Origin of the sequence: Acinetobacter sp. NIPH 298, assembly GCF_000369505.1 — a bacterium.
In the GTDB taxonomy this organism is placed as follows: domain Bacteria; phylum Pseudomonadota; class Gammaproteobacteria; order Pseudomonadales; family Moraxellaceae; genus Acinetobacter.
The window spans coordinates 1,818,607-1,833,448 of sequence record NZ_KB850055.1; the positions used below are offsets into that span (position 1 = coordinate 1,818,607).

The following is a 14,842-nucleotide window of genomic DNA, read 5'->3' on the forward strand; positions in this document are numbered from 1 at the left end:
TTTCCCTAAGAGTGTATATTGGTCTTTCCATTTCAAACAGTTTGTGACTTTAACAGAATTATTTTGCTTCTAATATACAAGACCGTACAATTTTAATGTCTGCAAAGTCAAAAACTGTCGCGTCATCATTTGCATGAAGTGTTGAAAATTCTACAGTAAGATCATGCAACTTACGTTAAAATATTTAGCCAATCCACCCCTCAATCGTATAATTAAGTCGACACCCTATGAAACAGCACTTTCTTTTAAAAAACATGCAACAAGAAAAGCGCATTTATAAGGGTCGAATTTTGTTTGCAATGTTTCTGGTTGCGACTTTTTTACTTTTACTGATTTGTCGTTATGCATATTTACAGATTGTTCATTACGATGATTTTACAACGGCCTCAGATAAGAACAGAATTCGCTTGCAACCGCTTCCGCCTGCTCGTGGTTATATTTATGACCGCAATGGTATCCTGTTAGCAGACAATTATCCTGTATTTACAGCCACGCTCAGTCGTGCTGATGTCAGTGATATTGACGATAGCATTGAGCGCTTAGTACCAATCCTAAATCTCACACAAGAAGACGTTGACCGATTTAAAAGTCGTGTAAAAACAGCACGAAAGACTGAGCGAATCACCATCAAACTTAATCTAACCGAAGCAGATATTGCCAAGTTTAGTGAAGTTAGATATGCATTTCCCGGCGTAAAAATAGAAACACAAATGACCCGCTATTATCCATTTGGTGAGTTATTTGCGCATGTAATCGGCTATGTAGGTCGTATTAACGATAAAGAACTCAAAGCGATTGATAAAGACTTATATGCGGGTACCAACCTCATTGGCAAAATTGGGGTGGAAAAAAGCTATGAAGAACTGTTACATGGTTTCCCCGGATACGAGTCAGTTGAAGCTGATGCTCACGGCAATGTACTGCGCAATCTAGGCCGCAAAGATCCCACTCGCGGTAATGATTTATATTTGTCACTGGACTATGGCTTACAAACCATTGCATCAGAGCAACTCGCAGGACGTCGTGGTGCAATTGTGGCGATGGACCCACGTACAGGTGAAATTTTAGCGTTGGTGTCTAGTCCAAGTTTCAATCCAAACTTATTCGTAACTGGAATTAGTTTCAAAGATTATGGCGAGCTGCGCGACAATCTGGATCAACCCCTATTTAACCGTGCTGTCCAAGGAGTGTACCCTCCAGGGTCAACCATTAAACCGATGTTTGGTTTAGGTGGTATCCACTATGGCTTGGTGGATTGGAATACAGCGATTTCTGATCCGGGCTATTTCTCACTACCGGGTGATAGTCACCGCTTCCGTGACCACAAAAAGAGTGGTCATGGTCTCGTCAATATGCACAAAGCACAAATTGTTTCATGCGATACCTATTTTTATGTACTGTCTTATCGCATGGGCATTGAAAAAATGAATGACTGGATGCGCCAATTCGGTTTTGGTGAAAAGACTGGAATTGATTTGCCAAGTGAAAGCACGGGCTTGTACCCAAGTCCTGCATGGAAAATGCGCACTCGAAATGCCAAATGGTTAAAAGGTGAGACGATTTCCGTGAGTATTGGACAAGGTGCTTTTACCTCAACACCTTTACAGTTAGCAATGGCAACTGCCATTACAGCAAATCAAGGTGCTCACGTCACTCCTCATGTATTACGTGAAACCAAAGGTACCAAAAAATTTGATGTCCACAATGCCCCAGACGGACAAATTAAATTTAATGGAACACTCGATGATTGGATCAAAATGCGTGAGGCAATGGTCGATGTCATTCAATCAGGTACAGGTCGAGGCATCAAAAGCGGTCTACAATATTCTATTGCGGGTAAAACAGGGACAGCCCAAGTTAAAAGTATTGCGCAAGGCAAGCGCTATAACGAAGCGGCACTTTCTGAACGTCAGCGCGATCATGGTCTATTCGTTGGTTTTGCGCCTGCTGAAAATCCTGAAATTGCCATTGCTGTGGTTTGGGAAAACGGTCGAAGTGGCGGTGCAGCCACACAAATTGCCCGTCCAATTTTTGATTATTGGCTGGTAAAGCGTAAAACTGATCCATTGCGTCCAGCCAACCATCAAGTTAGCGGTGGTCTCATGACCGCTGGTATTAAACCAGGTGAGTTACCAAGTGGTAACGGAACGATCGAAAGCATCCAACAAAATACAACGGCAACGACAGACGCAGCACCGACCAATAATCCTCCAATCGTAACGAATAGCACAGCGACAACAACTCCTGCTCAAGCAAGTGAAGGAGCAACTGAATAATGAAAAATCAATTGCGTATTATTGGTGGAGAGTGGAAACGTCGAACACTCCCATTTGCTAATATTGAAGGTTTACGACCTACACCCGATCGGGTTCGTGAAACTTTATTCAACTGGTTGATGTGGGATATTCAAAATACACAGGTCTTGGATTTATGCACAGGATCAGGTGCACTTGCTTTTGAAGCCCTGTCACGTGGCGCCGCAAAAGTGGTCATGATCGAACCGAATACAACTCAAGCCAATTTTTTAAAAGAAAATATCCAACTGTTAAAAGCCCAAAACTGCAAATTGATCGTATCAACAGCACAACAGGCTTTAAAGAAATTAAGCACTTCATCATTTGATGTGGTCTTTCTCGATCCACCTTATAGTCTTGATCTATGGCAAGAACTGGCTGAACTGGCTGATCCATTGATCGTAGAAAAAGCTTATATTTATGTTGAAGCTGATCGAGATTTATCTCAACTCAAACTTCCAGCTACATGGCAAAAAGTTAAAGAAACCAAAGCAGGTCTGGTTCGAGCAGCTTTATATCAAAAAATAAGCTAAAAAATACTTAGCCAAAAGAACCGAATCAATTGTCCACGATCATAAGGGAAACTGGATAGATATTCATAGCCAATACGATTGCTTTGATTGAGTTGATAAACGATGCCATAACCCAGTGAAATTGAGAAATCGTCCAAGGACAAATTGGTAGTATCGCCTGTTAACATTTTTTGATTAAACTGATTGGTTTGATAAGCCGTATAGTTATATACACGCCAACGTTCATCTTGAAAAAATTGATTATGCAAAACGGAGTAATCAGCCTGTCTCTGTGGGTAGGCTGAATCAAACATGTGTTCAGCATCATCGTTTATCTCTGCAAAAAAATCATAGTCATTCGCATAAGTTCCAACAGAGAGAACCATCAAAAAACTGAATAAGAGAATGTGCTTAATATGCATAACAAGATGTGTAATGATGCCCCTCTTTAGCATACCGCTAAAAATCATTTTTTATCAATCAATTGAATATTTTTTATGCTTGATACACAGTCATTTTAGAAGAATAGTTCCATTTTTTAAATCCAACCTATTTAATTTTTGTTCAATTAGATATGCACAGCAAAAAAAGATAAATTTTATTATGTTAGACATAAATAATTAATATATAAAATCAATATTTTATACAATAATGCCAACTCTTAAATTTCACATTATCTCTCATGAAGCTTTTTTTCTTGTCTATTGTCACCTTAAGCTTAACTGGTTGTGTCTTTGGACAATCGAATGAAATAAAACGTGCCGAAAAAATTTTGCAAAATTTTCAATGTAATAATATTGAAACGAGCCAACTCGCCACCTCATCCATCACCAACTTTCATCAACAAACCCTTGCAGTAAATAAAGAAAAAGTGTCAACTTACATAGACCAATATAAAAATGGTGAAGATCTTTTTAACATTCCTTTGGATGAGGTTGTAGAACAAAAATATCAACTTTATAAACAAGCTTGTCAGGCACTTGGCGGAGTATCATCCACAAAGCAACAGATTACTTTAGGTTCTGCTGAGTAAAGAAAAACAGATGTGCTTGGCTTATTTTTGGAAATCGCATGATCGAAAAACATCTAAGTTTGAAGCACTACATTGCACTTGCTATGCTTATATTGGCTGTAGTCGTTGCCAGTATTGATCCACTCGAATTTGAATCATACCTGCTCCATCAGGCAGGTACGGTTTTGATGCTGATCGTACTGATCCTGAGCATAAAAAGGATCGGCATCAGCTTTGTCAGTTTTTGTTTATATCTACTTTTTCTTTTCATTCATATCGTTGCGGCACATTACCTCTATTCCTATGTTCCTTATAATGAATGGATCTTAAAATTATTTAATTTCGACTTAAATCAAACCATGGGTTGGTCACGCAATATGTATGATCGACTAGTGCATTTTGCCTATGGGGTATTACTCTATCCTTTTTTCTATCGTTGCTTTCAAGTGTGGTTCCCAACTGCAAAGCCTTTTACACTGTTCCTATTGGTCATTCAATTTGTCATGGCTTCGAGTATGCTTTATGAGCTACTGGAATGGGGACTTTCGTTGGGTTTATCTCCTGAAGATGCTGAAAACTATAATGGTCAACAAGGTGATATGTGGGATGCACACAAAGACATGTTCTTGGCAACGATAGGTGCGATTCTCATCGGAATAATTCAACTCTATAAAGAAAAAACTCCTATTCGAAAATAAGAGTTTAAATTGACACGATTTCGCCTATTAAACGATTGAATGTTGCACTACTTCTAACTGTTCAAAAGGATCAGATTTCACTACTTGGGCATATTCGACCTGTGTTGAATATGCCACTTGAGTCGTGACGGCAGCAGTTGATTCTGTCCCTACAAACTGATTGAGTACATCATCAACTTGGTGATCAGAAGAATCTGATGAGAGCAGTAAATCATCTATTAGCATGTTTTCAAGCTCTGGCGGTTCATCAAAAGTTACGATCGAATCGCTTTCCAAAGCCGCTAAATCAATGGGTTCTACCAGAGACATCTCTATTAGGTCTGATTCAAAATTTTCACTGTATGCAATGGTATTGGTTGTCGTCGGTGCAACCACAGTAAAATTAAATGAATCACTCACTTCACTGGTATTACCTGCGGCATCCGTTTGCGTGAGGGTGATCTTATGTGCCCCTAAAGTAAGATCTTGGCTGATTTCGAAACTCCATTTTCCATCATTTCCGACAGTAACGGTTCCAATTGGTTGACCATTATCATAAAGGGTTAAAACAGCTTTTGCTTCGCCTCTTCCAGATAAAACAGGTTTGGCATCATCGGTGCTGCCACCTGCTGAAATTGCGCCTTTTACATCTCCAACATCATCCATGACCTTTTCTAAGATTGGCTTATTTGGCGCAATAGTATCTTTATTTCCCACCACATTTGTTTCAACAGAACGATTTCCTGCTGCATCAATCACATAAACCTTACCGATATTTTTATCAGTTAAAGCTGGCGATACAGCAATAGTGAATTTCCCATCAGCTCCCACTGTACCCGTACCAATAATTTTTCCATCCGCACTTCTAATTTCTATTTTGGCATTGGCTTCAGCTGTTCCAGAAATCGAGTCTCCATCAGCGGTGATTTGTACTGAGGCTTTATCGGGTGCAATTGTGTCTTTTCCTGCACTAATTTCCACAGGCTTAGATTGGTTCCCTGCCGCATCTTCAATAATAATTGAACCTTTTTCGCCTGAAGCTAGTGCAGGAGAAATATTCACCTCAAATTTACCTTGTGCATCAACCGTACCACTGCCAATCACATTCCCAGCCGCATCTTTAATAATGACCTTGGCATTAGCCTCAGCTTTTCCGTGGATAGAAGTACCTTCTTTATTCACCTCGATCAAAGGTTGCTCAGGTGCAACCGTATCTTTGCCCGCAACCACCTTTGAAGGTTCCGACTTATTACCAGCCGCATCCTCAGCGACGACCGTTCCGCCTTTGTCACTGGTTAATGGCGGTGATACTTGAATCGAATATAGCCCCTCTTTATTGGCTTTCACCGTACCTAAAAGATTTCCATTAGCATCAAAAATAGATACTTTGGCATTGGCTTCTGTTTTCCCCGTCACAATTGTTCCATCTGCATTTAATTGTGCAATGGGTGCATCTGGAGCAATTGTATCTTTGCTTCCCGTGACAATCACACCTTGTGAAACATTTCCCGCTCGATCTACTGCAACAACGCTAACCTTATTGCCATCGACCAAAGGTTGATCGAGCTTAATGGTATAATTCCCTTGATCATCGGCCTGACCCGTAGCGATCACTTTGCCAGTCAGATCACGAATCAGAATTTTCGCTTTTGCTTCGGTTTTTCCTGTGATGGTTTGGGTGTCGCTAGATAAAGCTGCGGTTGGTGTGGCTGGGGGGGTAATGTCTGGTGATTTATTATATTTATTTTTATCTTTGTCATCGTCATCTTTCACTGCCCATAAATAAACTCCTTCCGCGGCTAGTGCCACCAGACCCGCTTTCATCAATTGTGATTTGCTGATCCCACTATCATCTATTCCATCCTGTCCCATGGGCGTTTGTGCAGGGACTTCCGTATATGCAAATTGAGTTAACTGCGTTGTTGGGACATAACGAATAAATTTTCCAGAATCATCAAATTGAGCAACCTCATAAGTACCGTCCTCTTTGACGAGTGCTAAGGTATGTTCAGTGACATTTACATCATTATAAAAACCACTGATAACAATTTTTTCTCCGCTGTTGAGTGTAATGACAAGGTCATCACCTTGTTTCATCATGGATTTAATATCTGCTTGAGTTACACCAATCTGAACAATAGAAGGTTGATTAAGAATCACATCTTGCATTTGCGCATCTTGTAAAGTCATTAAATTTTTTTTTGAAGAAACGACAACCTTTGTCATTATTATACTCACTGATCAATTATATTTTTAAACACTTGTCGATTAATGAATAATTAAGTTATTAATCTAGCAATTAAAATATCAAATGATCACGATAAGGACAATCTTTGCCGACAGAAGTTTTGTCAATTTTATTTAACCAACCATTTGTTCAAAACTCCTGTCAGAAATGATGAAAATAACCACCAACAAATAAAGAAGCCAGTCATATAGACTGGCTTTCTTTTAAAGAATCGATAGACCTTTTCATCATTATTTACCCCTCTTTGTATTTCTCCTAACTGGAGTAGCAAAAGGATGTACGAAAAAGTCTATTGTAAATTTAATTAGAATTTAGGATCACGCATTTGAACCAATGTACTGTTCGCTTTAACTAAACTATCAGTAATTTTATTCATTACCGTCGGAATCAAACTCTCAGCCATTTGCGCAGCTTGCAGACCGAGTTTTTCACCCAAAGTTGGACGTTTACGCGTATTGATCACGTAGACATCGTGCTGTGAAAGTAAGCCAAGCAAATATTCATCAGAAGTCTGTAACTTGTCGACCAAGTTTAATTCACGTGCATCTTCACCATACCAATGTTCGCCTGTCGCAACTTTTTCAACATCGAGTTGTGGACGATATTTTTCAATAAAGTGTTTAAATAAGACATGCGTTTGCTGTAACTCTTCTTCAAACTTGGCTTTGCCTTCCGCTGTATTTTCTCCAAACATGGTTACAGTACGTTTGTACTGCCCAGCCGTATACAATTCAAAATCAACATTATTATGTTTTAGTAAACGATTGAAATTTGGTACCTGCGCGACTACGCCGATTGAGCCAACCACTGCAAATGGTGCTGAGATAATTTCATTGGCAATACATGCCATCATATAACCACCGCTTGCAGCGACTTTATCGACACAGATGGTGACATGAAAACCTGCATCACGTAACCGTACCAACTGTGCAGCTGCCAAGCCATAGCCATGCACCATCCCACCAGGACTCTCCAAACGTACTACGACACGATCCTGACCCGCTTTGGCTGTGGCCAATATCAAGGTAATTTCTTCACGAATCGAATCTACTGCCGAAGCTTGGATGTCCCCTTTAAAATCGAGGACATAAATTTTTCGATCATTCTTTTTACGAACTTTTGCTTCTTTAGCGAGTTGTTGAACAAGCTGTAATAATTCCAAACGAGATGCGGTGGTTTGCGTAATCTTTTTTCTTTGTTCATTTACACGCGCATTTAAATGACTGATACGAATTTCAGCAGGAAATTTAGGTAAATGGAATAACATAAAATAAGTGCTCTTTAGTTCGGCTTTATTGCTCTAAGATGTGGCCTGTTCAATAAAAATTCAATAGCGATTTTGCAAAATAGATTCATTTTCATCGATATAACAAAAAAAACACCCAACCAGCCAGACGCTTGGTCCGACATGAAGGGTGTTTTTTAGAGCGTTCGTGCGGAAAATAATTAACCGAAACGCCCCGTAATATAGGCTTCAGTCAGCTGATGATCAGGTTGAGTAAAGACTTTTTCAGTCGAATTCACTTCAATTAAATCACCTAAATGGAAATAAGCTGTTCGATCAGAAACACGCGCCGCTTGTTGCATTGAGTGCGTTACGATTGCAATGGTATATTGCTCTGAAAGCTCGGAAATAAGCTCTTCGATTTTTGCTGTTGCAATCGGATCAAGCGCAGAACATGGTTCATCCATCAGAATCACTTCTGGACTGACTGCAATCGTACGTGCAATACACAAACGTTGTTGCTGACCACCCGATAACCCCGTACCCGGTTGAGCTAAACGGTCTTTCACTTCGTCCCATAGCCCTGCTTTACGTAAGCTATTTTCTACAATTTCTTCTAAATCATATTTATTGCGTGCAAGCCCATGTAATTTTGGTCCATAAGCGACATTTTCAAAAATCGACTTTGGAAATGGATTCGGCTTTTGGAACACCATACCTACCTGTGCACGTAACAACACAACATCAAGATTAGGATCGTAAATATCTTGTTCATCTAAAGTGACTTTACCCGTTACACGACAGATATCAATCGTATCGTTCATACGGTTCAAGGTACGTAGAAAAGTTGATTTACCACAACCTGACGGTCCAATAAATGCAATCACTTCATTTTGGTAAATATCAAGATTAATGCCTTTGATCGCTTCAGTTTCACCATAATAAACATGAACATCTTGCGTACTGATCTTCACATCACCATGCTGCAATTTTTTTGTATGGGCCGATGTTTCAAATTGTGCGACGAAAGCGGTACCTTGCTGTGCAGGTCGTTCAGACGATGTAAATTGAGTTTGCTGTGGGTTCACTGATTTATCCTTTTCTAAGGAGTTCGTGGTATCTATAGTATTCATCATGTTATCTCCGATTACCAACGTACTTCAAATTTCTTACGTAACCAAATTGCAAGGCTGTTTAAACCGATCATTAATGCAAGCAATACAATAATTGCTGCCGCAGTTCGCCCTTCAAAGAAATTACGCAACTCATTACCTTGCCATAAGAAAATTTGTACTGGTAATGCCGTAGATTGATCTAATGGCGAAGCAGGTACACTTGCCACGAAGGCACTCATACCAATAAGCAAGAGCGGTGCTGTTTCGCCTAATGCTTGAGCAACTCCAATAATTGCACCTGTTAAAATACCCGGTAAAGCTAATGGTAAAACATGGTGAAATACAGTTTGAACTTTAGATGCGCCCAGCCCTAAAGCTGCTTGGCGGATCGAAGGTGGCACTGCTTTTAATGATGCACGTGTGGTAATAATCACAGTAGGCAATGTCATCAAACTCAGAACTAAACCACCGACCAAAGGTGCTGAAATCGGTAAATGGAACCAACCGATAAAAATCGAAGCACCCAATAAACCAAAAACAATTGAAGGTACAGCAGCCAAGTTATTAATATTGACTTCAATAATATCCGTCAACCAATTTTGTTTAGCAAACTCTTCCAGATAAATCGCACTCGCAACACCGATTGGAATCGAAATAAAGATCACAATCAACATCATAAACAGCGAGCCCATGAAAGCACCAGCTAAACCACTTGATGCCAAAGAGCTACGAGAATCAGGATTGGTAAATAAGTTGAAGTTAAACGTACTAGCAATGATCCCTTTTTCTTTAAGTTCATCTGCAATCTGACGAACTTCTGGGCTCAATTGTTGTTGTTCATCTGGCAAAGATCGATCGATATTACCTGCTAACCAAACATCAATATTGGCATCAGCAAGAAATTCGATTTCCTGTTTTTTACCGATCAAGGATGGATCTGCGAAAACCATATCACGTAAACGATACGACTCAGAGCTGGTATATAATCTGCTCAAATCATCTTGTTTATCTGCTAAAGACGGATCTTTTGCGACCAGACCATTGATAATCAACGCATCCCAGTCAACCATCCCCATTTCAGTTTGCCAAGCAACATAGCGCTCTTGATAGTCAACAGGAGCTTCGCCCGCAAGCTGTTTTGGTTTTGGTCCAACATCAATGATGGCTGGATCAAAATAAACAGGCACTGTCATGCTGGCTTGCCAAAATGCAGGTAAACCCTTTGCTAAAATACTCGTAAATAACAGCGCGACAAAGGCCAAACCAAGCACAACAGCAGAAAATCCAAAGAAGCGAAATGCCTTTTCTTTACGATGGCGTTTGCCAAGCGACTTTTCGATTCTTTCTTTACGTTGTGCACGTAACTCTTGCGCCGTTTGCGGATCAAATACATTTTGATCCACAGGAGAAGATGTATTTGATGAACTCATTCGTATTGCTCACGATATTTACGCACAATGTACAATGCGACAATGTTTAAACCTAAAGTAATAACAAACAACGTTAAGCCTAATGCAAAAGCCACTAAAGCTTGCGGACTAGAAAAATCTGAGTCACCTGTTAACTGAGTAACAATAGTCATCGTGACCGTAGAAACCGCTTCAAATGGATTCGCATGTAAAACTGGGCTATTCCCTGCGGCAAGTACCACAATCATGGTTTCGCCGATGGCACGAGAAGCCGCTAATAGAAATGCACCGATGATACCCGGCAAAGCAGCAGGAATAATCACGCGACGAATCGTTTCTGATTTGGTCGCTCCCAAACCTAATGAACCATCACGTAGCGTACGAGGTACTTGGGTAATAATGTCATCCGATAAAGAAGACACAAACGGAATAATCATGATCCCCATGACCAGACCAGCTGTCAGTGCGCTGGTGGCATTAATATTAAGACCGACGCTTGCGCCTGCCATCTTAATAAATGGACCAATAATCATCATCGCAAATACACCGTACACAATGGTCGGAATACCTGCGAGAACTTCAATCGTTGGTTTCGCCCAAGAACGTAAGCGTGGAGAAGCATATTCAGCCAGATAAATCGCGATCATTAAACCAACGGGTACTGCGACTAAGAGTGCAATTGCACTCACCATTAATGTACCCCACAATAATGGTAATAGTCCGTAACTGCCTGATACTTGACCAACTTGACTAAATCCAGGCTGCCATACAGTACCGAAGAAGAAATCGAAAGGGCTTACGAATTTAAAGAAGTTGAGTGCTTCACCAAACATCGACATCACGATACCGATAGTGGTGAGGATGGCAACACCCGAACATAAGATCAGTGCGACATTAATCGCACGCTCTACTTGATTACGCGCGCGATACTGTTCGCTTATATGTTTTTTGGCCCAAATCAAACCACCCAGCGCGACACTAATGACCACCGCTATTTTTGCAAAAGTGCCAATCGCTTCAAATCTAGCCAGTTGCTGTGCTGCGGCAACTTCATAGGCAACAGGCTCACCAGTCACACCAAAACCAGATGCAATTGCCTGAACGCGGTTAATCAATACATCTCGACTAGCAGGATCTAAAGAATCACTGACAGATGCAGGAATATGATTGAGAATAATATGTTGTAAAATACTCGGTTCAATCAAGTTCCATGTGATCAAAATTAAAAAAGCAGGAATACCACACCACAAAGCAACCAACGCACCATAATAACCAGGGCGTGAATGTAGTGTGACTGAGTTATTTCCTTTACCTGCTAGGTTACGGCTTTTGCTCAGCCCGATTTGATATGCAATTGCCATGAGGGCTAATAACACACCTATGAGTAGCAGATTCATGTGATCTCCACCGTTTTTCCAATTCTAATCATTTGAAAAAACCTAGTTTGACAAAAAGGCCGATGGTAAATTCCCCTCACCATCAGCCTCTATTAACACCAATATTACTTAAATACTTTACCAGCTTTAAAGTCGGCAAGAATTTTTGCGCGTTCAGCATCAGACAAAGGAATTAAACCAGCTCGCTCTAGTTTTGAACCTTTACCTGAAGTCTTCTTGTTTAAGAAAAATTCAACAAACTGCGGTAAACCTTTCACTGATTGTAAATGTTCGCCTTTCACATAGAAGAATAAAGGGCGTGATACAGGATATTTACCACTTAAAATCGCAGCTTCTGTTGGTACGATATTGTTTACTTTTGCTACACGTAATTTGTCACGGTTTTGATCATAGAAACTCAAACCAAAAACACCTACCGCACTTGGAGAAGTTTTTAAACGAGCCAATGTTTCAGTATAATCACCCGCGATTTCGATCACACGTCCGCCTTGACGGAAAGTCGTACATGCTTTCTTGTGCGCATCTTTATCTAAGTTTTTAATCTGTTCGTAAGCGTTACAGCCTGCATCAACCATTTTTTCTTGGAACACTTCACGCGTACCATGGTTTGAACCAGGGATGACCAAAGTAATCGGCTCATTTGGAAGTGTTTTATCGATTTGATTCCAATGTGTATACGGGTTTGGAACCATTTTGCCATTCGATGGTAACTCAGCTGCAATCGCAGTGAAGACATGATATGGCTTTAATTTGAACTCAGCTTTGTTGATGTTTGAGGCAAAAACAATACCATCATAACCAATTTTGATTTCATGAATCTTATTCACACCAGCTTTTGCACAAGCTGGAAGTTCGTTGCTGCGCATCGGACGTGAAGAGTTTGCGATATCAATCGTGTTGTCGCCAACACCTTGACAGAATTGTTTCAAACCACCTGAAGAACCGCCAGAACCGACAACAGGAGTTTTGAACTGTGGGAACGTATTACCAAACTCTTCCGCTGCAATACTTGAAAATGGCAGCACAGTTGAAGAACCAGCGATCTGAATAGTATCACGAGCTGCATGTGCAGTGGATGCCGCAGCTACCCCAGTTAATGTTATAGCAAGTGCGATTTGACGTGGATTTAAGCGCATTCTATTTCTCTCTCATTTATGCAATTTGAATTACAACTCTTTTTGGATTTAAGTGTTGCACTTTGGTTAACTGCATTTTGAATAGATAATATGACAATAAAGTTACAGCTTTATGACGCTTTGATGATGATCAATTTTAGTTGTAAATTATTTGCAGTTTTTTCTAGTTTAGCTATTTTTTATCACAATGCAATGCACCCCGAATTTGGCAACTTCAATCGCCCCTCACCTCCAAAAACGAAAAAGGCACAGATATCTGTGCCTTTTTCAACCGATTCAATGATTAATCGAGCGCTGAAACATACGTTCCTGCAACAATCGCATCTTTAATACGATCAGCCTCGATCAATACCAATGAAAGCAAGTTCTGTACGTTCTCAAGCGTTGCCACTGGGCTTAAAGTCGTCATTTTCAATGATTGAACTTGACCAACCTTCGTCACACCAATATTCGCCTCACCACGTGCAAATAATTCATCTGCGACGTTTTGGTTTAAGCTATCGATGAATTCAGCAGGATAGCCTTCAGGCACAACACGGAACAGCACTGAAGCAAATTGAGGTTCAATCAACAATTCAAGACCATTGGTCGCTTTAATATAGTCAGCAACCTCACGCGTCAATTTCACACCATGATCGATCATCGAACCATAAAGTTCTTCACCCAATGCTTCAACCGTCATCCACAATTTCAACGCATCGAAACGGCGCGTCGTTTGTAATGATTTAGACACAAGGTTCGGTACGCCATGTTCTTCATCATAAGCAGAGTTTAGATATTCTGCTTCATAATGCATAAAGCGATAGTTTGCTTCGTCTTTCAATAAGAAAGCACCACAGCTAATGCTTTGGAAATAATGCTTATGGAAATCAAGCGTGATTGAGTCTGATAATTCGATACCGTCAAGCATTGCACGATGGTCATTCGAAAGTAACAGTGCACCACCCCAAGCTGCATCAATATGCATCCATGTACCATATTTGGTGGTAATTTCACGGATTTTCTTGAGTGGATCAATTGCACCTGCATCGGTTGTACCTGCTGTAGCAACAACACACGCGACAATTTTACCTTCAGATTGAAGATGCGCCATAGTTTTTTCAAGCGCATCAACATCCATCTGTGCATTTTCATTCACAGGAACAGTGACAACAGATTGGAAACCCATGCCCATCATCGCCATGTTCTTTTGCACTGAAAAGTGTGCATTTTCAGAACAAATCACTTTGACGTTTTTCATTGCATCGGCTGGAATACCATCACGCTGAACAGACCATGGCTTGCCATTTTCGTCTTTCCAGTTTTTTGAGATACACCAGTCACGCGCAAGCAAGACACCCATCAAGTTCGACTGTGTACCACCAGAAGTGAACACGCCTGCTTGACCTGCACCATAACCAACTTTTTGACGAAGCCAATCAATCAACTGCACTTCCATCAATGAACCAGCAGGGCTTTGATCCCATGAATCCATCGATTGGTTGGTCGCATTGATCAACACTTCCGCAATTTGGCTTGTCACCATAGTTGGACAGTGTAAGTGTGCTAATGAATGCGGATGATGTACTTTTAAGCTTTTATTCAGAAAAAGCTCAATCATACGTTGTAATGATTGTTGTACACCTAACCCTTCTTTAGATGGATTAAAAGAAATTGCGGCACGCAAATCTTTAATGCTTCCGCCTGTGTACATTTTGTCGCTTTGCAACCATGCTGAAACGGCTTCGACCGCTTCGCCCATTGCTGACTGATAGTCAGCAATGGATTGAGCATCATTGCAGAGTAACGCTTTACGATGTTCTGCAAAATCAACCATG

The 14,842-nt window shown here is 40.5% G+C and carries 12 protein-coding genes; 4 read left to right on the forward strand and 8 right to left on the reverse strand.

Annotated elements, in window-relative coordinates:
* The first annotated feature begins 227 nt into the window (after window positions 1–227).
* The gene (gene mrdA, locus F903_RS13440) at window positions 228–2,276 is read left to right on the forward strand and encodes a penicillin-binding protein 2 (RefSeq protein WP_005197767.1); all 2,049 of its coding nucleotides are present in this window, start codon (window positions 228–230) and stop codon (window positions 2,274–2,276) included.
* Window positions 2,276–2,827 (forward strand): 16S rRNA (guanine(966)-N(2))-methyltransferase RsmD, encoded by a 552-nt coding sequence (gene rsmD / locus F903_RS13445; protein ID WP_005197768.1) that lies wholly within the window; start codon window positions 2,276–2,278, stop codon window positions 2,825–2,827. The genes mrdA and rsmD overlap by 1 nt, the downstream gene beginning before the upstream one ends.
* Here rsmD and F903_RS13450 read toward each other — a convergent pair.
* A complete protein-coding gene (locus F903_RS13450) occupies window positions 2,824–3,228 on the reverse strand; it encodes a hypothetical protein (RefSeq protein ID WP_171065242.1) in 405 nt (134 codons plus the stop codon). The genes rsmD and F903_RS13450 overlap by 4 nt on opposite strands.
* 260 nt (window positions 3,229–3,488) lie before the next feature.
* Between F903_RS13450 and F903_RS13455 the strand changes: the two genes are divergently transcribed.
* Together F903_RS13455 and F903_RS13460 are read left to right on the forward strand one after the other, a co-directional pair.
* On the forward strand, window positions 3,489–3,839 hold the full coding sequence (locus F903_RS13455) for a hypothetical protein (RefSeq protein ID WP_005197771.1): 351 nt from the start codon (window positions 3,489–3,491) through the stop codon (window positions 3,837–3,839).
* Window positions 3,840–3,877: 38 nt separating this feature from the next.
* Window positions 3,878–4,516, forward strand: a complete 639-nt coding sequence (locus F903_RS13460; RefSeq protein ID WP_005197773.1) for a DUF2238 domain-containing protein — start codon at window positions 3,878–3,880, stop codon at window positions 4,514–4,516.
* A gap of 27 nt (window positions 4,517–4,543) precedes the next feature.
* Here F903_RS13460 and blp2 read toward each other — a convergent pair whose 3' ends face one another.
* The 7 genes from blp2 to F903_RS13495 all read right to left on the reverse strand — a co-directional run bounded on the left by blp2 (window position 4,544) and on the right by F903_RS13495 (window position 14,841).
* Window positions 4,544–6,721 (reverse strand): Ig-like repeat protein Blp2, encoded by a 2,178-nt coding sequence (gene blp2, locus F903_RS13465; RefSeq protein ID WP_005197774.1) that lies wholly within the window; start codon window positions 6,719–6,721, stop codon window positions 4,544–4,546.
* A 326-nt stretch (window positions 6,722–7,047) separates the two neighbouring features.
* Window positions 7,048–8,010, reverse strand: coding sequence for a protease SohB (gene sohB / locus F903_RS13470; RefSeq protein WP_004670451.1), 963 nt, complete (start codon window positions 8,008–8,010; stop codon window positions 7,048–7,050).
* Window positions 8,011–8,189: 179 nt separating this feature from the next.
* Window positions 8,190–9,101 (reverse strand): phosphate ABC transporter ATP-binding protein PstB, encoded by a 912-nt coding sequence (pstB, locus tag F903_RS13475; RefSeq protein ID WP_034595073.1) that lies wholly within the window; start codon window positions 9,099–9,101, stop codon window positions 8,190–8,192.
* A gap of 14 nt (window positions 9,102–9,115) precedes the next feature.
* Window positions 9,116–10,513 (reverse strand): phosphate ABC transporter permease PstA, encoded by a 1,398-nt coding sequence (gene pstA, locus F903_RS13480; RefSeq protein ID WP_005197776.1) that lies wholly within the window; start codon window positions 10,511–10,513, stop codon window positions 9,116–9,118.
* A complete protein-coding gene (pstC, locus tag F903_RS13485; RefSeq protein ID WP_005197777.1) occupies window positions 10,510–11,889 on the reverse strand; it encodes a phosphate ABC transporter permease subunit PstC in 1,380 nt (459 codons plus the stop codon). The genes pstA and pstC overlap by 4 nt, the downstream gene beginning before the upstream one ends.
* Window positions 11,890–11,993: 104 nt before the next feature.
* On the reverse strand, window positions 11,994–13,025 hold the full coding sequence (locus F903_RS13490; RefSeq protein WP_005197779.1) for a substrate-binding domain-containing protein: 1,032 nt from the start codon (window positions 13,023–13,025) through the stop codon (window positions 11,994–11,996).
* 283 nt (window positions 13,026–13,308) lie between these two features.
* Complete coding sequence (locus F903_RS13495) at window positions 13,309–14,841, reverse strand: pyridoxal phosphate-dependent decarboxylase family protein (protein ID WP_005197787.1); 1,533 nt, start codon at window positions 14,839–14,841, stop codon at window positions 13,309–13,311.
* Window position 14,842: the final 1 nt, after the last annotated feature.